The sequence below is a fragment of the Pseudalkalibacillus decolorationis genome (assembly GCF_024609785.1).
GTDB lineage: Bacteria > Bacillota > Bacilli > Bacillales > Fictibacillaceae > Pseudalkalibacillus > Pseudalkalibacillus decolorationis.
In genome coordinates this window covers 48,247-66,652 of sequence record NZ_JANHJQ010000006.1, presented here as the reverse complement: position 1 = coordinate 66,652, position 18,406 = coordinate 48,247, and the positions used below count along the sequence as shown (strand labels likewise).

General features: G+C 42.0%; 15 protein-coding genes. 5 read left to right on the top strand and 10 right to left on the bottom strand.

The window, feature by feature from the left end:
* Nucleotides 1–291: 291 nt before the first annotated feature.
* Nucleotides 292–2,328 (bottom strand): penicillin-binding transpeptidase domain-containing protein, encoded by a 2,037-nt coding sequence (locus tag NON16_RS07305; protein WP_257348142.1) that lies wholly within the window; start codon nt 2,326–2,328, stop codon nt 292–294.
* Between the two features lie 338 nt (nt 2,329–2,666).
* On the opposite strand from NON16_RS07305, the gene NON16_RS07300 reads away from it, so the two are divergent.
* Complete coding sequence (locus NON16_RS07300) at nt 2,667–3,443, top strand: GNAT family N-acetyltransferase (protein WP_257348141.1); 777 nt, start codon at nt 2,667–2,669, stop codon at nt 3,441–3,443.
* 84 nt (nt 3,444–3,527) lie between these two features.
* Here the strand turns inward: NON16_RS07300 and NON16_RS07295 are convergent, their stop codons facing one another.
* Nucleotides 3,528–6,563, bottom strand: coding sequence for a S8 family peptidase (locus NON16_RS07295; protein WP_257348140.1), 3,036 nt, complete (start codon nt 6,561–6,563; stop codon nt 3,528–3,530).
* A gap of 351 nt (nt 6,564–6,914) precedes the next feature.
* Between NON16_RS07295 and NON16_RS07290 the strand changes: the two genes are divergently transcribed.
* Nucleotides 6,915–7,031: an FbpB family small basic protein gene (locus NON16_RS07290; RefSeq protein ID WP_257348139.1), complete on the top strand. Its 117-nt coding sequence runs from the start codon at nt 6,915–6,917 to the stop codon at nt 7,029–7,031.
* Nucleotides 7,032–7,515: 484 nt separating this feature from the next.
* Here the strand turns inward: NON16_RS07290 and NON16_RS07285 are convergent, their stop codons facing one another.
* From NON16_RS07285 to spoIIID, 8 genes are all read right to left on the bottom strand, one after another.
* Entirely contained in the window at nt 7,516–7,758 is a 243-nt protein-coding gene (locus NON16_RS07285) for a hypothetical protein (RefSeq protein WP_257348138.1), read from the bottom strand.
* Nucleotides 7,759–8,590: 832 nt separating this feature from the next.
* On the bottom strand, nt 8,591–9,214 hold the full coding sequence (gene kynB, locus NON16_RS07280; protein ID WP_257348137.1) for an arylformamidase: 624 nt from the start codon (nt 9,212–9,214) through the stop codon (nt 8,591–8,593).
* A 21-nt stretch (nt 9,215–9,235) separates the two neighbouring features.
* Nucleotides 9,236–9,670, bottom strand: a complete 435-nt coding sequence (gene fabZ / locus NON16_RS07275) for a 3-hydroxyacyl-ACP dehydratase FabZ (protein ID WP_257348136.1) — start codon at nt 9,668–9,670, stop codon at nt 9,236–9,238.
* Nucleotides 9,671–9,810: 140 nt separating this feature from the next.
* Complete coding sequence (locus NON16_RS07270; protein ID WP_257348135.1) at nt 9,811–10,161, bottom strand: DNA-directed RNA polymerase subunit beta; 351 nt, start codon at nt 10,159–10,161, stop codon at nt 9,811–9,813.
* A 20-nt stretch (nt 10,162–10,181) separates the two neighbouring features.
* Nucleotides 10,182–11,009, bottom strand: coding sequence for a flagellar hook-basal body protein (locus NON16_RS07265; protein WP_257348134.1), 828 nt, complete (start codon nt 11,007–11,009; stop codon nt 10,182–10,184).
* Between the two features lie 509 nt (nt 11,010–11,518).
* Nucleotides 11,519–12,340 carry a flagellar hook-basal body protein gene (locus NON16_RS07260; RefSeq protein WP_257348133.1) on the bottom strand — a complete coding sequence of 274 codons (822 nt, stop codon included), beginning with the start codon at nt 12,338–12,340 and terminating at the stop codon, nt 11,519–11,521.
* Nucleotides 12,341–12,412: 72 nt separating this feature from the next.
* Nucleotides 12,413–13,414 carry a rod shape-determining protein gene (mreB, locus tag NON16_RS07255; protein ID WP_257348132.1) on the bottom strand — a complete coding sequence of 334 codons (1,002 nt, stop codon included), beginning with the start codon at nt 13,412–13,414 and terminating at the stop codon, nt 12,413–12,415.
* A 150-nt stretch (nt 13,415–13,564) separates the two neighbouring features.
* On the bottom strand, nt 13,565–13,828 hold the full coding sequence (gene spoIIID, locus NON16_RS07250) for a sporulation transcriptional regulator SpoIIID (RefSeq protein ID WP_257348131.1): 264 nt from the start codon (nt 13,826–13,828) through the stop codon (nt 13,565–13,567).
* Between the two features lie 1,272 nt (nt 13,829–15,100).
* On the opposite strand from spoIIID, the gene NON16_RS07245 reads away from it, so the two are divergent.
* From NON16_RS07245 to NON16_RS07235, 3 genes are read left to right on the top strand one after another with little or no spacing between them, the layout of a single operon-like run.
* Nucleotides 15,101–16,531, top strand: coding sequence for a circularly permuted type 2 ATP-grasp protein (locus tag NON16_RS07245; protein WP_257348130.1), 1,431 nt, complete (start codon nt 15,101–15,103; stop codon nt 16,529–16,531).
* 18 nt (nt 16,532–16,549) lie between these two features.
* Entirely contained in the window at nt 16,550–17,491 is a 942-nt protein-coding gene (locus tag NON16_RS07240) for an alpha-E domain-containing protein (RefSeq protein ID WP_257348129.1), read from the top strand.
* Nucleotides 17,488–18,360: a transglutaminase family protein gene (locus tag NON16_RS07235; RefSeq protein WP_257348128.1), complete on the top strand. Its 873-nt coding sequence runs from the start codon at nt 17,488–17,490 to the stop codon at nt 18,358–18,360. The genes NON16_RS07240 and NON16_RS07235 overlap by 4 nt, the downstream gene beginning before the upstream one ends.
* The last annotated feature ends 46 nt before the right edge of the window (nt 18,361–18,406 follow it).

Sequence of the window (18,406 nt, the reverse complement as noted above, 5' to 3'; positions counted from 1 at the left end):
CTCTTACTTTTAAAAAAGATTACCACCCTGGTTCTTTTCACAGGTCGTGGTAATCTTTTTGTTTATTTTTGCGGTTTCAATTTAACTTTTCAACCGGATGAAACTTCGGCGTGGTCGAAAAGTTTAAGGCCCAAGTATAAGGGCAGCTAAGGCAATCACCTGCGCCTACGGCTTGGTACTTGCCAAGTTTTCTTTACACATTGGATTATAACTTTTCAACCGGGTGATCATTCGACGTAGTTGAAAAGTTTAGGGCCCAAGTATAAGCGCAACTAAGGCAATCACCTGCGCCTATGGCTTGGTACTTGCCAAGTTTTCTTTAATTACATTTTTTACTTTTGGTACGATGTAGTGGCTGCCGCCTTTATCTTGAACGTTTTGTACCATCATCGAGATCAGGAGCCTCGGGTCATCGGTGTTCCATGCGACGAACCAGCCGTTTTCCTTCCCTTTCTCACCTTGCTTAAGCTTCAGTTCAGCTGTTCCAGTTTTGCCCGCTAATTTTAAGCCTTTCACCTTTGGCTTATTCGCAGTTCCTACAGGGCTTTCGACGACTTGAATAAGATCTTTTGTGATCATTGAGGCAATTTCTTCGCTAATGACGTTTTCCTTCCAAGGCTTACTCTTCTCCTCTTCCTTGAACAATACTGGTTTTAACATAGTCCCTTTTGTGATAAAAGGGGTATAGGTTAAGCCGAGATGCAAGGCACTCATTTCAACCTGTCCTTGACCGTATCCGGTATTTGCTAACTGGATTTCGCTTTCGAATCCTTTTTTACCAGTGATTTGTGAAGGTGTGATTGGATAACCGAACGGAATATCCTCAGAGAATCCGTAATCCTTGGACTCTTTCAAAAACGTTTCCTTACCGATATCCAAAATCGCTTGTGCAAAATAAATGTTATCCGATCGTACCAAAGCGTCCTGCAAATTCACCGAAGAGTCGGCCGTACTTACACGTTTTACTGCGTAATCCCCCCAGGAGGAGTCCTTTTTCCAAGTGCTTCCCTTGATTGACTTTTCTGCAGCTGGATCAATTGCTCCTGTTTCCAGTCCAATCGCAGCTGTTATAGGCTTGAAGGTCGAGCCTGGTGCATACGTCTTGCTGAACCGGTTCGTGAGCGGCTTCAACGGATCATTCACCCACTTGTTATACTGTGTACCCGAAACCCCATAAATAAATTGGTTCGGATCATAGGATGGGGTGCTAACAAGTGCTTTCACTTCCCCAGTTGTCGGATTGATTGCCGCGGCTGTACCGGCATCTTTCCGAAGCTGATTGTATAGTGATGCTTGCAAGGTTGAGTCAATTGTTAGTGTCAGTTCCTCACCTGGAACCGGTTTATTTTCAGCAAGGATGTCGCGGTGGTTTCCTTCAGGATCATCTATAAAAATTTCACCGCCCGCTTTTCCTCTGAGCTTTTCTTCATATACTAGTTCGAGACCTGCTCTCCCGACGGTTGAATTCTTCGTATAGCCTTTATCCTTCCAGTTTTCAAGCTGCTTTTCAGTAATTGGCCCAAGATAACCGGTTAGATGAGCGGCAGCCGGTCCCATTGGATAGACGCGGCCCTGCTTTCGAACGAGTTTCGTCCCATTGAGCGCTTTTACAGCTTCAACTTTTGCTGTATCGGTAGCTGACATACTTTTTAATGGAATGTATGAATCGTCCTTCACCCAATCCTGATCAAGCACGGCATTAATTTCTTCAATCGGAAGACCGATCAGCTTGGAGAGATCCTTTTTCATTTGTTCACGATCGCCCTTCATCCAACCAGGAACGAGACCGACTTCGATGATTTCACCGTTAATCGCTAATCCATTCCCATTTACGTCAAAAACTTCACCACGTTCAGGTGGGATCGTGTCTGCCCAGATCGTATCCCCTTCCTTCATTCCAGGGAAAATCATTGATGGATTCCAAGTCATTGCCCACTGTTCGCTATCCTCAGATTTCTCAAAAACAAGCTTTGCGTCATGGCTGAATTCGAGCGGACCCGCAAGTGTGTCCATGGTTACATTGAATTTAAACGCAGGTGTATCCTTCTCTTCATAATCTTCTTCTTCTTTCGGCAGCTTGTAGGAAACTTTGAAATTGCTCATCTGTATGCCCTTATAAATGTCTTTATAGCGCTTAACGAACTTCTTTTTGTCGATTTGTTTTTGCGATTTCTCAGACAACAAGCTGTACATTTGATCAAAGTCTTGCTTTTCCCAGGCTTCCATATATTTTTTGAAGGATGTTTCGGGCTTTGGCTGCTCCGAACATCCGGCTATCATGAAAACCATCAGCACCGTGATCGCTGCGAGTAACTTTTTTAGCACCATTCGGTTGGTGACCTCCTTCTATGTCATTATGTATGTGGTAATGTGTTATTCTTTTGAGCTCTAAATAGGTTTCTTCGGTGTTTGTTTTCAAGAAGTTGTAGAAATAGTTTCTTACTCTCAAATAGGCTACTTCTGCTATTATTTTACCATAATATTACTCTTATTTCTTGTAATATCAATTTTCGTAATAATATTTATCTACTATAAAGACGATTGATCGAGGGAAAAGTTTCGACATTTGTGGACAATTGATAGAATAAATGAATAAAAAAGAACAGGAAGCAACAAAATGATTGAGGGATTAAATACTTTTCGGAGCTAGGCGGTGTTTTTTTACAATGAAAGACTTTAGATGGAAGTATGTACACGGTGTGATGTGGGACTATGAATCCATTCCGGCGAGCGTAACTGCAGTCGAACAACCTAACGTATTAATGTATAAAACGAAAGGAACGACGAGCATCCTTTCCAACAAAATAGCGAGAGTTGCTGTCAATCCGGATTGGAAAATAGAGGACGCTGTGGCTAAAATTTATGATTTTTTCGGATCGCAGCCGTTCTCATGGTGGATTGGGCCGGACTCCTTACCTGAAGATTTACACCAAAGGGTAAAGGGTTATGGGTTTAAGCACCATGATTCGTACTTTGGACTTATAAAGCTCGTTACTTCGACTGAAGCCAACGATTTACGTTATGAGATGCGTGAAGTGGTAAATGAACAAGATGTGAGAGCCTATATCAATGTAAGCTCTAACATCTGGGGTTATGACAAATCAACCCAAGAAGCATTAATCCAACAGAGGCTCGCCTATTTAAATCACGAGGAGCGGCGGAGTGGGCTTTTGATTGTACTAGATAGCGGAAGCCCCGTCGGTTATGCCGGTTACCGGTTTAGCTCGGATGGCCAGGCGATGTATCTTGCTGGGACCGGGGTGTTGGAGGAATATCGTGGCCAAGGAATTTATCGAGCATTGTTAACGGCAAGAACCCAACTCGCTAAAGAGTATGGATGTGAATGGTTGGCAACCCAAGCCCGGGAAGGTACATCAGAACCGATCTTACGGAAGCTCGGGTTTGAAGAAATCGGAATCTATCAGGTTTACACGAAAGAATAGTTTTAAGAGAATAAAAAAATGAACCAGAACGATTTTGAAAGCATCGTTCTGGTTCTTTCATTTCTACCTATTATGTTCTACTATCTACTTCCCTTTACCGTTATTACCTATTACTTTACCATTTTTCAGAGTGTTAAATTCAATAATAGAATAAGGAGTTTCAGTTGCATCCGAATTGTTCACTACCATAACTTCTTCCCTCTTTGCATTTAATGTCACTTCTACTTTCAGTGATTCATCTGCAGGTACTTTCAAGCTATTCATTTCAAAGCTCATAGAAGGTTGTTCTACATTGAATGGAATCCAACCACCATCATTCATATCAGGTTGTTCCGAATCGGCCCCCCATGATAGCACTTGGTATTGAAGCTCGCCATTTTCTCCAGCAAGACTTTTTGGAACAGGTAATCCCATAAAGCCATTATTCCAAGAACCCCCTACATTTACTAAATACAATGGAGTCGATTCTTGTGTAGCTACATCATAAAGGACACTAATCTGTTGGCCAATCGGCTCTAATCCAAAGAACGTATAGTAGTCTTGATTATAAACAATGTATTCTGGTTGTCCATCCATGTTATTATCAATGAAAATATTAAACTCTATTAGGTTTGGCGTATCCCATGCTTCTTCTGTCGCTATAACAAACTCGGCCACTTCATCATCTACTCGTGCCCCAACCGCTTTAAGGTCTTGATGATCCGCAATGTTTGTCTCATCTTTATCTTGATCGCCTAATACAAATAAGTCTGTTTCCGACTCTGTCGCCCCTTTGTTCGTCAGCTTGATTGAATCCTTTAAAGCTTTGGATTTTATTTCACTTACTTTTTCAATAACGGCTTGATAAGGAATTCTTAGCATTTCGCCAGTACCACTGTTATCCGTTAATACAACATACCCGTCAAATTCATGAAAACCAGGATCCCCACTTAGAGCAGATGAATCGATTTCAAAGTCAACTTTAAGCTTTTTACTTTTACCAGCCTTTACTTTTATTCCTTTTTTCGGTACCGATAAATGAACTGGTCCGGTCGTATTTCCATGTCGATTTTCCCAGGTTATACTATATTCTTTAGTTTCCGTACCTTTATTTGTAACCGTTACCGTTTTATTTCGTTGTATTTCGATGTCATCACTTACAGCAACATACCCTAAAGAGATGGCTTGGGGGTAAGCTACACTTGTCGTATCAGCTGCAACGTCTGCCTGTACACGCCCAGCTCCTTGACGAGAAAGTGGGTAAACTTTATCATTCAAGTCTTGAATTGGTGTTGAGGTATTCATGATTAGAGACTTGATCTCTTCTGAGTTCCAGTTAGGATGAAGCTGTCTTAATAATGCAGCGACTCCAGCAATATGTGGTGCTGCCATTGACGTACCACTCTTTAATGTACCTTCATCTCCTGTACCGAAATCTGCTGAATTTATATCAAATCCAGGGGCTGATATTTCTGGTTTAAAACCACTGATCGCTCGGCCAGGTCCTTTTGAACTAAAGGAAGCAATCGTGTCAGCTAAATGAGGTTTTGGTATTTTGATAGAATCAGAGAGCGTAATATTGACCGATTCTCCGCCATTTAGTTCTTGTTTGATAAGATCACCATTCGCTTGACTAATCATGACACCAGGAATGTCAACAGCATCCCCGCCCATTGTAATTGGAGCTCCTGCTACATTATTTGCTACAACGGCAGCTACTGCACCAGCGTCTAGAGCATTTGCCAATTTTTCTGTAAAAGAACATGTACCACGGTCAATTAGAGCAATTTGTCCTGCCGGGTCACCTTGGAATGCTTCACCATTACATGCTTGTCCGACATACACGACTTCATCTGTAATTTCACCAGATTCAGAGAGTGGTGTTGTAATCGCTCCCTCAACTGCCTCATATTGACCTGCAATGTTTTCCGGTGAATTAATGACAATTCCACCTACGACAATACCGTCATCAACAGAGGCTGCAACACTAATTGCTTTGTCTGCCACGCCTGGTGACCCTGTAATGTATGGAATATCACCGGAGTTACCTGCCGATGCAACGACAACAATTCCTGCATCAACAGCTAAATTTGAGGCTACAGCAGTAGGATCATTCGGATGACCATATGGTGAACCTAGTGACATGTTTATAACATCCACATGATCAGATACATCTCCATCACCATTTGGATCTGCTGCCATTTCCAATGCTTGGGTGGTAACACCGGTTGAACCAGTCTTACCGAACACTTTGTAGGCATAAAGAAGGGCATCTGGTGCGACACCTTGTCCAACCTTCCCTTCTACCTCTTCACCTGCAACGGTTGCTGCCACGTGAGAACCATGTCCTTGCTCGTCTAATGGATCGGCATCTGGGTGAGGAACACGTAAATCAGGATTTTCCGAACCAGCATCATAATTCGTCCCTACGAAATCATACCCACCAACAACCTTTGCTGTAGGAAATGTCCCAGCTTCGATCACATTTGGGTTGTTTGACGAATAAGCTTCAGCTGTACCTTTCCCACCGAAGGAAGCATGTGTATAATCAATACCGGTATCAATGACAGCTACAGTAACGCCTTCACCAGTAACATTAACACCATCCACTACTTTCTCCCATACCTTTGGTGCCCCAATAAAATCGACACTACTGTCATTGTGCAACTCAACTGGATTTACAGCATAAATATCTTTTACTTCACTAAGGTTTGCCAATTCGCCCAGCGTTCCTCTTTTTACTTGAACATACATACCGTTATATATCTTTTCAAAACTAGCAATTACTTCTCCGTCATTTTTAGAAATTTTGTTTTTCGCCGGTTTCTTAGCATTTTTTAGTTTTTGCGCATGTTCCTTTTGCGACTGTTTATCAAGCTTTTGTCCATTCTCTTTAGCATCAACATATTCTTTAAGCACTGGCTCACCTTCAAACTGGACAATTACTTCGACAACCTCATCCATGTTTGCTCCGCGTGGAACCAAATCAGGCGCAATTTTCCCATCACTTTCCGGAACGGTCACTTTTGTATACTCATCTGTTGTTGCATCAGCTGGGTGGTTTGACATACCCATAAGTAAACCCATGGTTAGGGTGACCATTCCAGCTCTCTTGAGACCCCTTTTAAAATTAAACTTCATCCTACCTACTCCCTTCAAAGTTTTCGCGCAATAAATTATTATTTTATTGCATGCTTTTAATACAACAATAATTCAACAGTACTCTTCCACAGTCCTGTAACATCGACAAAGGTTCTTAGATATAGACAAAAAACCACTAAATACGTACCTATAATCAAACAATTTTTTACTTATCGTTCTATGAACCGGACTTAGTCGATGAAGAAACTACGAAAATTATATTGCTTACCCACAAATAACTTTTTTGAGTACATCACTTTTGAGTATTATGTTCATTGAATTTTCACACTTTTATAATAAAATAGGACCAATGTATTGTATAATAGTAATTAAGAAAGGTGGAATGTGATTATGAGGAAAAAAGTTTCTTTAAAAGAACTTGTTAATAAAAATAGATTAGAAATTTCAAAGGACCAGCAGGCTTTAGAAAAAATCGAGGCTAAAATTGAACAAAATCATAAAGCTTAACTAGTCCAATATCCTAAGAAAGAGCCGTTCCCTTTTCGGAACGGCTCTTTAAATCTTTAGGAAAAAATAGATCATGCATATGGGTCCAGAGCGATCATTGCATATAAGAAAAGCGCAAGCGCCCTGCTTAGCCACGAAGGTCACTGGAAGACCGACGAGGAGGCTGTTGCCGCCGCAGGAGGCCTGAAGTGATCCAAGTGGTTGGGCGCTGAAGCTGGACATTACATCCATGCCGCAAACTTTTATACTTTCTTTACTCATAAAGAAAACTTGGCAAAGCCAAGCCTTTGGCGCCGGCTGAGCTTTAGTTGCGCTTATACTATAGAAAGTATTTTTATACTTTCTTAACGTGAAAAAAAGAGCTGTGGATGGTACAGCTCTTAAAAAGTGAGGGGAGGTAGTGAATTGAAATTGTTGATTCGTCGTGGTAGGATTCGGCTCATTTAGACCCGAATTGTTTCAGCTATAACGATGTAACAATGTATTATTCAGGCTTTTCCTCATCAGTTGTTGTTTCTTCCTCAGTTCCGCCTTCTTCAGTGTTTGCCTCTTCTTCAGTTCCTTCTTCTGTTGTTGTTTCTTCTTCAGTTTTTGTGTCTTCCTCTGTTGTTGTTTCTTCTTCAGTTGATTCATCATTAGCAGGTTCTTCTTCGTTTGCGTTACATGCAGTGATCAACATTACTGCCAAAAGGGATGTTCCTAGTTTTGCAAACAATTTCTTTTTCATGGATACTACACTCCTTGTATGATGAAATTTACCGGTCAGTCCGGCTACACATAACTATACTGCAAACAAGCCAAAAAAAGGCCGAATTTACAGAACCTACAAACAACTCTTACAATCGTAAAATTCTTAAAGAACTATGCCTCAAATTCTGTACAAAACACGAGTTCCAGGTTTTCCGGATGGATTATTCTCTGTTCGGATGATTTCCAGATTTTCCGGATGAATTATTCCCTGTTCGGATGATTTCCAGATTTTCCGGATGAATTATTTTCAGTACGGATGAATTCCAGTTTTTCCAGCTGAATTATTCTTGATACGGATGAATTATTCTGAATACAGCTGGTAATTCTGAATGTTTTTCATTAAATATAATCTTCTTGTACTCTTGAAGAAGATTTATTGCTCCTTTTAACGCTAAATTGGCGTCTGACAGATCTCTAATATGTACAATCACCAAGCTAAAGACCATTTTGAATCAAAAGTGATCCACAGCTTAAGAATTTCTTAGTTTCCTTAACAAAGAAAAAAGAGCTGCGTTAGCAACTCTCACTCAGTCGATGTTTCTTTTCATTTATCTAAATCGTTCAGTTACGTGTGTGTTTAAAAAACTAATAAACTTCTAGTGTACCGAGTTCATGCAAAATATAGTGCAATGGTGAAAAGTGACGTGCCGAGCTTGAGGAAAAAACCTTTATTCATGTTTTCATCCACCCCTCGTTTGTCAGGTTTGCCGTTTTGATCCCCGGCTACCCTTACTATAACGCGGTGGAAACAGAAATGGGGTCATTTTACAGTTTTATAATAAAACCTATACACTTACTCAATACTCGCTTTACATTCTTTTTCTCAAAATCGCACGAACCGGGCTGGCATCCGCTTCAGCAAGGGGCAATGGCAAGGCGATTAACTCGTAAACTCCCTCGTCCACTTCATCCAATAAGACACTCTCTAATATATGTATGTCATTTTCAAGTAAACTGTGGTGTGCGGGCAAGTCCTTTGAATCAACCTGATCAACAGACGGTACATCCACCCCAATTAACCGAACCCCTTTTTCTTTTAAAAATGGGGCAAGCTCTGGTGACAAATACGTAATCTGATCCGGAAAAACAGTGCGGTCCTTCCATGAGCTTGTTTTAATAAGTAAGCGTTCAATACCTGCCAGCTCGTATCCTTTCAAATCTTCGGGCTGAATCGATTGGCGTCCTTCCAAGTGAACGACCAAGGCATCACCGACATACAGATCAGGCTTCAAATCCAGCATTTTGTCCCCATTTTCATCAAAGTGGAAGGGTGCATCCACATGGGTTCCAGTATGAGTGCTAAAGGTAACACTTCCGACGTTCACAGAGCCTGTCTCCTCTTTCGTCCAATTCAACTTGAACGTAAATGGTGTGTCGCCAGGCCAGGTTGGTACACCTTTCTTCAGAGGTTGAGAGATGTCCCAAATTTTCATAGTTACGCCCCCTCCGTGATGTTATTCTTTTTTCTCACCTAAAGCAAACATAATTTCCGTTTTGCAGGCTATTTCTCCATCGACAGTTGCCGTTGCCACGCCTTTACCCATCGATCCGCGAACACGAGTAAGCTCGACTTCTAACCGAAGCTGATCCCCTGGGCGAACCTGACGTTTAAATCGACAGTTGTCGATCCCGGCAAAAAAGGCAAGACGTCCACGATTTTCTTCTTTTTTAAGTAATGCAACCGCTCCAACCTGAGCAAGTGCTTCAACGATTAAAACACCTGGCATGACTGGATATTCCGGGAAATGCCCATTGAAAAACTCTTCATTAGCAGAAACGTTTTTAATACCTATTGCATGCTTTCCTTCTTCTACTTCAAGTATTTTATCAATCATTAGAATTGGGTAGCGGTGTGCAATAATTTCTTTGATTTCTTCGATATTTAGCATGATAATCCTCCTGTTTTTAACCAGTCTCCCTATATCATAGCATAATTTTTCACGGAAAAAGAAATCGGTTTAGACAGAGGACACCCATCTTTTGCTTGGTTACTTTGGGAATACAATTTGATATTTACGTGCTTTTTTTTCTACTTTATATCTTTTTTTACGAGGTCGATAATGTGCGTCCACGTTTCCTTATCGAAGACATCCATCATGTTACCGTCGCCGATTACTCCGTACCCAACAGCTAGTCCCATTGCGAGACATGCAACAAACAAAAAGAGCACGAGAATAAGCCGCAGCCAAATTGGGATTAAGCGAACTCGTGGCTTTGTCAGCTTCTCCTGCTTACTGTCTTCCCTGGTGGAAGCTTCCTTATTAACCTGAGCTTGCTCTTCGATTGGCACGTTTTCTTTTGTTGTATTTCCATTCTTTTGCGACGAATCAGACGTCACCGCCGAATGTTTCTTATTAGCTTCTATATCATTATGGACCATAATAACTCCTCATTACTTACTTAACGAATTGAATTTACGAGCCCCATCATTTGATCGGCCATCGTAATCGATCTGGCATTCATTTGATAAGAGCGCTGTGTCGCCATAAGTTGGGCCATTTCCTGAGCGACATCCACGTTCGATTGTTCCAGGGAGCCTTGCTGAATATAGTTACCATTCATTTCAATCTGCTCAATCACATCATTCAAATCAGCTGTCGCACTGACTTGATATCGATTTTCGCCTACCGATTGTAACAGTTGCGGTCGATTCACTTCAACAAGCGAAAGCCGTCCAGCGTTGACAGTCGTTTGATCTGTTAAGGTAACCTTTATCAAGCCTTCACCTGTAACAGAAATCGATTCAAAATTGGCAGGTATTTCAATTGGACCGTTCACTCCTAGAACAGCATCCCCATTTGAAGCAGTTAGTTGCAAAATTTGGGGATTCCCGTTGATTGGTGTCAAATAAAAGGACCCTTCCCTTGTATATTCAACGATTTCGCCACCATTTTCAAGTGTTTTCCCCATTTGGAACATGACATTTGGATCCAGAAGCGCAAAATCTAACGATCGCCCAGTCTCCATTATACCACCTTGTTCAAGTCTTAGGACTGTCCCAGATACCCTTGCGCCATTACCAAGCCGAATTCCTTCTGGTGATTGACGACCAATTTCGACATTCTGGTTTGGCTGGTTGTTCATTTTTTGTGCTAAAAGACTTGAAAATTGTACATCACGACGCTTGTACCCGTATGTATTAGTATTCGAAAGGTTGTTTGAAATCGTGTCCAGTTGTCTTTGAAGTTGCCCCATTGTCACAGAAGCTGTAATCATTGAACGGTTCATCATCCTACCCCTTTACCCTTTTTGTTACAAGGAAGTATAAAAATTTTGCTGCATGGATGTAATGTCTAGCTCCAGCGCACAGGTACTCGAGGTCGCTTCGATTTCTGGCATCACGCTGGAAAACGCGTTCTCGTCCAGAAATCTCCAGCGCTTGTCGCACCTAAACAGTGCGCTTCCGCTTTTCCATCAATGTCTAGCTCCAGCGACCAGGTGCTCGAGGTCGCTTCGATTCTTCCACAAACACAAAAAGCATGTGTTGTGCTCCAGAATCTCCAGCGCTTGTCGCACCTAAACAGGTCGCTTCCACTTTTCCATCAATGTCTAGCTCCAGCGACCAGGTGCTCGAGGTCGCTTCGATTCTTCCACAAACACAAAAAGCATGTGTTGTGCTCCAGAATCTCCAGCGCTTGCACTCTCGAGTATAAGGGCAACTAAGGCAACCACTTTCGCACTGCTCGGCGCTGGCCAAGTTTTCTTTATCACACCTAAACAGGTCGCTTCCGCTTTTCCTAGCCGAGTCTTCCGATTTCATTGGATGCTTTTTCCATCGTTCGGTCATACGCTTGAATGACTTTTTGGTTCGCCTCAAACGTTCGATATGCACTCATCATTTGGACCATCGTTTGTTCGACATCCACATTGGACCTCTCAACAAATCCTTGCTTTAGTTGATATGTAACGTCTGTATTTCCGTTTACGGCAATGATGTCTGCTTCATTTTCCAAGCTAAATAGGCCGTTTCCTTCTTTTTCAAGATCATTCGGATTTTCGATAAGTGAGATTCCAATTTGGGCCTCGGTTTCATTGATAACCCCATTTTCACCAAGTTTAAAATTAGTACCTTCCACCATAATTCGGTTTCCGGCAGTATCAAGAACATAGTCCCCTGTTGATGTTACAAGATTGCTGTTCGCATCAACGGTAAAGTTCCCATTACGTGTAAGCCGGAGTTCACCCGCTTCATTTTCAACTGTAAAAAATAAGGCGCCTGCTGTACCTGTATCTTCGTTGATCGGAACGGTTCCTTGGAGAAGAGCAATGTCTAGATTATTGCCAGTTTCACGAAGGTCTCCTTGACGATAGTTTGGCAATGCCTCTTGCATATAGACCCCTGTTGCGATAGGTCCAACACGATCATTCATCGGGATGCCTTGAGTGCCTACATTCGTCTCGCCCATACGGCTGAGCAGCATATTTGGAAAAGCTCGAAGTGATGCACGGTCTGCTTTGTATCCTGGCGTATTGGCGTTCGCAAGATTATTAGTCAGTAAGTCCTGTCGTCTTTGCTGACTAATCATTCCTGAAGCGGCAGTATAAAATCCTCGAAACATTAACTCTCCCCCTCTATTGTTACAGTAAAGTGTGCAGCCGATCGTTCGTGGTTACAAGGCTTGTCCTTAATATTAAGAAAGCTTCCGTTTAGGTAATCTGTCCATATGTTCAAGCATGATGCCTGTCCCACGCGCAACACAGCTCATTGGTTCTTCTGCAACATGAACTGGGACTTTCAATTCATCTGAAAGCAACCGATCTATACCATGCAGTAAAGCTCCGCCACCTGTAAGGATAATGCCACGGTCGATAATATCTGCAGAAAGTTCTGGCGGTGTTTTTTCGAGCACGCTTTTCGCTGTTTGTACAACAGTTTGAATCGGTTCTCTTAACGCCTCTTCAATTTCCGTAGTACGGATCTTTATATTGCGAGGGAGTCCACTTACCATGTCACGGCCACGGATGTCCATTTCTTCGTCCCGCGAGCCCGGGAAGACGGTTGCGACATTTGTTTTTATGTTTTCGGATGTACGTTCGCCAATCAAGAGTTTGTACTCTCTTTTTATGTAGTGGAGAATTTCTTGATCGAACTTGTCCCCCGCCATCTTAATCGAAGAGGCGGTGACGATATCGCCCATTGACAATACGGCAACATCAGTTGTTCCACCGCCTATGTCTACGACCATGTTACCACTGGGCTGAAAGATATCCATACCCGCTCCGATCGCTGCCACTTTCGGCTCTTCTTCAAGGAAAACTTGCTTTGCACCACTCTTTTGCGCTGCCTCACGGATTGCCTTCTGTTCTACGGTTGTAATATTAGTTGGTGTACAGATCAGGATTCGTGGTTTTCCGATAAGCCCCCTCACATCGATCTTATTTAAAAAGTACTTCAGCATTGCCTCGGTGACTTCAAAATCGGCGATGACGCCATCCTTCAATGGTCGAGTCGCAATAATATTTCCAGGCGTTCGTCCTACCATTTGACGGGCAGCCTCACCGACTTCTAAAACTCGATTGCTATGCTTATCAATCGCTACAACAGATGGTTCGTCAAGCACAATTCCCCGTCCTTTTACATAAATGAGTACGTTCGCAGTACCCAGATCAATTCCGACATCCCTCGAAAACATGCGGTGAATCCTCCCTATTCCTTGCTAGTTATATTAGTATATATTTTGTCAAATTTATGTAGTTCATCCATTTTATAAGTTTACCATAGTTTTTTGTTGAATAGGGGCTAAATTTGTCAAAAAATCCGACTATTTCACTACCCAAAAAAATTAATTGACGACAGTTTCAGATTTCTTGTATTTCTCCCGGGTAGCTTCACCGCCACGCAGGTGTCGTACCGACTTATGGTACTCCAGGATCTCCTTTACAGTATTGGCCAGCTCCGGGTTGATTTCAGGCAATCGTTCCGTTAAATCTTTGTGGACGGTACTTTTAGAAACACCGAATTCTTTTGCAATCACTCGAACGGTTTTCTTAGTCTCCACGATATACCTGCCTATCTTGATGGTTCGTTCTTTGATGTAATCGTGCACACCACTCGCCTCCCCAAATTGGATGTAAGAGGTGCGATATGAGACTTCAATATCTAGGCTGCGAAATGTTAAATTGTCATCCCCCTACAAATAAAATGACTGCTAAGCGCGCACGCAGCTTTACTTAGACTTCTCATCGCGGTCCCCTAATGATCGTTTTGTAACATTTTATTAGACAGGAAGAGGTTATATACCTAAAAGTCAAGTGGGACAAGGGAAATTGTTTCTTCTTTCTCAATAAATCCGTTAAAGGTGCGAACAAAGCAGTTATTTTCGAAGTGATCGTAAGTACTATAGCTGGTGTTGTGTCGGGGTTTTGGACCGCTAAGGCTGAGTTAAGAAAGGTAAATCTAATGTTAAGACGGAAATTCTGAGTTCGGACTGTATTTTCAGAATTGCGGCTGAAATAATCTAAATTTAGCTGATATATCAGAATTTCGGCTGAAATAACTTGAACTCGGCTGATATCCCACAATTCCGGATGAAATAACCTGAGTTCGGCTGGTATATCAAAATTCCAGATGAAATAACCTGAGTTCAGCTGGTATCCCAGTATTTCGGCTGAAATAACTTGAATCATGCCTGTATTTTAAAATTTTTACGATTAAAAGAGGGCTAAAAGACGACTATTTCATTCAAAAATGCTTCTCATATAGTGTTTGATCAAAAAGGAGGACAAAAAGATCCGAAATTAATGAAGTTCAACTAAAATCATCACGTCCTGTGACAATTAAGGAAGATCAATTACAAACGTTACATCCTGTGAACCCAACTGACTCACATCGGGTGAGCCCGAATTATTTGTTGTGAGTTTGTCTTTGTAAATACTAGCAAAGCATAATACACCTTGGTTCGTGTCACGATTTTCATTGGTATTTCAGTGACCTATCTACCTATCAGTTCTTCAGATTATAACTCCCCCTCGGAAATTCGACAGGATTAGTGGTTTGAGAAGACTTGATTACGGGGAATCTATATAGTATATTCATGTAAAATTGGAATTTTCTGAAATCGGTCTGTTGCCATCGGATTCCCAACCACTCAACGGACCCTCAGCCTTGTAATCCCTTATATTCTTGTAATGCATCGCATCAGTCGTCTAGTTGTTATCACTACTATCTACCATTCCGATCATTCTATCAAATCACATCACATGATTCCCACCCAGTCCAATACAGAATACAACCCGTCATCCTACCGTTCTATCAGCTCATGCATTCCAGATCAACAAGCCAAGTTGCATACCACATTACAGAGAGAAGGGGAGATGAAATGTTTAAGACGTATAAAACTGAATCGTTTTTTGATGAAATGCTTCAGCAGCAAGGTCAACCGAGATCACACTATCAGGTGCTTTATAATCGGTTAGCCTCACTACCTCACGATGAGCTCCAAAATCGGCACGAAGCTGCACAGCAAAACTTTCTAAGGCAAGGAATTACGTTTACTGTCTACCATGAAAATCAGGACTCTGAGCGAACCATTCCGTTTGATTTTATTCCCAATATTATTCCGAAAGACGAATGGCAGAACCTCGAAAAAGGTTTAATTCAGAGGGTAAAAGCATTGAACCTATTTCTTGATGACATTTATAATAGCCAACAAATTTTAAAGGATGGTTTAATTCCCCGTGACCTTGTTGTAACATGTAGCCATTTCTACCCACAGGTCACTAAAATAAAGGTTCCACGCAGAAATCACATCTTTATGGCTGGTGTGGATCTAATCAAAGACGACCAGGGTGAATTTCGCGTGCTCGAAGATAATTTACGTAACCCATCCGGACTCTCTTACGTTTTTCAAAACCGCTATGTAATGAGGCAGATTTTCCCGGACTTTTTCCAAGACTATGATATTAATTCTCTTGAAAACCAGTTTTCTCATATTCATGAAGCCCTTTCCTCTATTGCACCAAACGGGGTATCAAATCCAAACATTGTCCTGCTGACTCCTGGTGTCTATAATTCTGCTTATTTCGACCATAGTTTCATCGCTCAGCAGCTCGGGATCGAACTCGTTGAGGGGCGAGATCTCCTCGTCCGCGATCGTACCGTTTATATGAAGACAACAAGAGGATTAAGGCGTGTCGATGTCATTTATAGAAGAATTGATGACGACTATCTTGACCCACTTGAATTTCTTCCTGATTCAATGCTTGGTGTTGCCGGTTTAATGGATGCGTACAGAGCAGGGAACGTCACGATTTCCAACGGCGTCGGGAATGGGGTCGCTGACGACAAGGCCATCTATCATTATGTCCCAAGTATGATTCGTTATTATCTTGGTGAAGAACCACTCATCAAAAATGTGGAAACCTACTTCTTACGTGACCCTGAGCAAAGGCAATATGTTCTTGCAAATTTGGACAAGCTTGTCGTTAAACAAACGAATGCTTCAGGCGGTTACAATATGCTGATTGGTCCACAATCAACCTCAGAGATACGGGAAATTTTCCGAAAAAAGATTCAACAAAATCCAGCTAACTTTATTGCTCAGCCTGTTATTAAACTATCGCGCCTTCCCGTTTTTCGCGGCGAGAATTTTTCCGGATGTCATATTGATTTACGTGCATTCGTGTTTAATGGTGAGCACCCTCATGTGTTCCCAGGAGGGCTTACAAGAGTTGCACTTAAGGAGGGCTCACTCATCGTCAATTCATCGCAAGGCGGCGGTGCTAAGGACACGTGGGTTACACAGGATTAATTAGGAGGAGGGTTCTACATGTTAAGTCGTGTTTCGAATTCACTTTACTGGATGTCACGGAATATTGAGAGAGCTGAAAATACAGCCCGGCTGATCTCGGTTCGCCTGATCGGCAGCATTGAACACGAGGAAAATCACTGGGATGAACTTATTTCAATTATTGGAGGTAACGAAGCCTTCGAGAAAAAATTTGACCGGTATGATGCAAAGTCCGTAATGGATTTCATGTCATTTTCGAGCAGTAATCCGAATTCAATTCTTCATTGTATAAAATTGGCCAGGGAAGACGCACGAGCCATCCGCGAAATCATCCCGCAAGAGCTTTGGGAAATGATAAATAGCTTTTACTGGGATGTTAGACAGTTTAAGCAGGAAAATTGGAGCATCGATACGATTGACCATTTTTACCAGATGATCATTCGGCAATCGGCTTTGTTCCAAGGGATGGTTGAGGCGACTCTATCTTTCGATGAAGCGTACTTATTTATTAAGATGGCCAAGTTCATTGAGCGCGCGGAAAAAACATCTCGGATTCTAAATATTTATTATTATCGTTCGGAGGACCCTGATCACAATGACCCTTCCTTGTACCGGCACTGGTTTGCTGTTCTGCAGTCTGTAAGTGGTCACGAAGCCTACTTGAAAAGGCACCGGCCTTTTATCAGCGGGGAACGAGTGATTGAATTTTTACTATTTGACGATGCCTTTCCTCGCTCGATACAATACTGTATTGATCAAGTTTATAGTGTATTTCAGGAGCTTGAAAATGGGAAAATTGAACATTACTCAGAGGACTTACATCAGTTGATTGCCTTGATGAGAAATCGATTCCACGAAATGACCGTGGTTGATGCGTTAACTGAGGATTTGCATCAATTTTTACAACGTTTTCAACAGGACTGCTTCAAGCTAGGCCGTCTCATTAATAAAACGTACTATCTAGGAGAGGTTTACGTATGAAATATAAGGTCACCCAGAACACACACTACAGGTACGAACATTCAGTAAGCCAGAGCATCAATCAAATCCGATTAAAGCCGATTGATGATGTTAAACAAGAATGTCTCTCGTTTAAAAAGGAGTTTTCTCCAGATGTCCCTTCTTACACGTATTATGATTACTGGGGAAACCATGTTGAGACGTTCTATGCCTGGGAAGATCATAATGAATTGCTTCTTGTTACTACGTCAGAGGTAATCATTGACCCGTATGCATTTATCAATACTCTATCGTTTAGCCCGCAAATGCATGATGCGTTCCGCTCAACCTCTTTTCAGCAGCAGTATGCGGAATTTTTGATGAAAACCTATTATACAACACTTGATGATGAGATTTGTGAACAGCTGACAGTGGATTTTTGGAATCAGTCGCCTAATCCTTTTGAGTATGTAAAACTGGTAAACAAGTACATATACGACACGTTTACCTATCAGCCTGGAAGTACTACCGTTCAAACAACAGCTGCTGAAGCGCTCGCCAAAAAGGAAGGTGTTTGTCAGGACTATACGAACTTAATGCTGGCGTTATGTCGTTACCGAGGGATTCCAGCCCGTTATGTGAGCGGCTATTTATATGTAGGTGAAAACTCAGCTATGCGTGGTGATTCAGCAACACATGCTTGGGTTGAGGTGAAAATGCCGACAGCGGGATGGATCGGGTTTGATCCGACGAATAATGTACTTGCACAAGATCAGCACATCCGTGTTGCGGTTGGTCGCGATTATGCCGACATCGTCCCACTAAAAGGAATCTATCACGGCGGAATCCAACACCTTGATGTAAAAGTGAGCGTTCACGCGATTGAGGAAAACGTCAAAAGCATGAAGTAAGTGGGCTTTAGATAAAGAAAACTTGGCTAGCGCCAAGCCTTAGCGC

Coding starts and splice junctions, on each gene's coding strand:
- NON16_RS07290 (WP_257348139.1), top strand. CDS start 6,915: ATGAGGAAAAAAGTTTCTTTAAAAGAACTTGTTAATAAAAATAGATTA.
- NON16_RS07300 (WP_257348141.1), top strand. CDS start 2,667: ATGAAAGACTTTAGATGGAAGTATGTACACGGTGTGATGTGGGACTAT.
- mreB (WP_257348132.1), bottom strand. CDS start 13,414: ATGTTTTCGAGGGATGTCGGAATTGATCTGGGTACTGCGAACGTACTC.
- NON16_RS07305 (WP_257348142.1), bottom strand. CDS start 2,328: ATGGTGCTAAAAAAGTTACTCGCAGCGATCACGGTGCTGATGGTTTTC.
- NON16_RS07235 (WP_257348128.1), top strand. CDS start 17,488: ATGAAATATAAGGTCACCCAGAACACACACTACAGGTACGAACATTCA.
- NON16_RS07285 (WP_257348138.1), bottom strand. CDS start 7,758: ATGAAAAAGAAATTGTTTGCAAAACTAGGAACATCCCTTTTGGCAGTA.
- NON16_RS07295 (WP_257348140.1), bottom strand. CDS start 6,563: ATGAAGTTTAATTTTAAAAGGGGTCTCAAGAGAGCTGGAATGGTCACC.
- NON16_RS07245 (WP_257348130.1), top strand. CDS start 15,101: ATGTTTAAGACGTATAAAACTGAATCGTTTTTTGATGAAATGCTTCAG.
- fabZ (WP_257348136.1), bottom strand. CDS start 9,670: ATGCTAAATATCGAAGAAATCAAAGAAATTATTGCACACCGCTACCCA.
- NON16_RS07265 (WP_257348134.1), bottom strand. CDS start 11,009: ATGAACCGTTCAATGATTACAGCTTCTGTGACAATGGGGCAACTTCAA.
- NON16_RS07270 (WP_257348135.1), bottom strand. CDS start 10,161: ATGGTCCATAATGATATAGAAGCTAATAAGAAACATTCGGCGGTGACG.
- NON16_RS07240 (WP_257348129.1), top strand. CDS start 16,550: ATGTTAAGTCGTGTTTCGAATTCACTTTACTGGATGTCACGGAATATT.
- kynB (WP_257348137.1), bottom strand. CDS start 9,214: ATGAAAATTTGGGACATCTCTCAACCTCTGAAGAAAGGTGTACCAACC.
- NON16_RS07260 (WP_257348133.1), bottom strand. CDS start 12,340: ATGTTTCGAGGATTTTATACTGCCGCTTCAGGAATGATTAGTCAGCAA.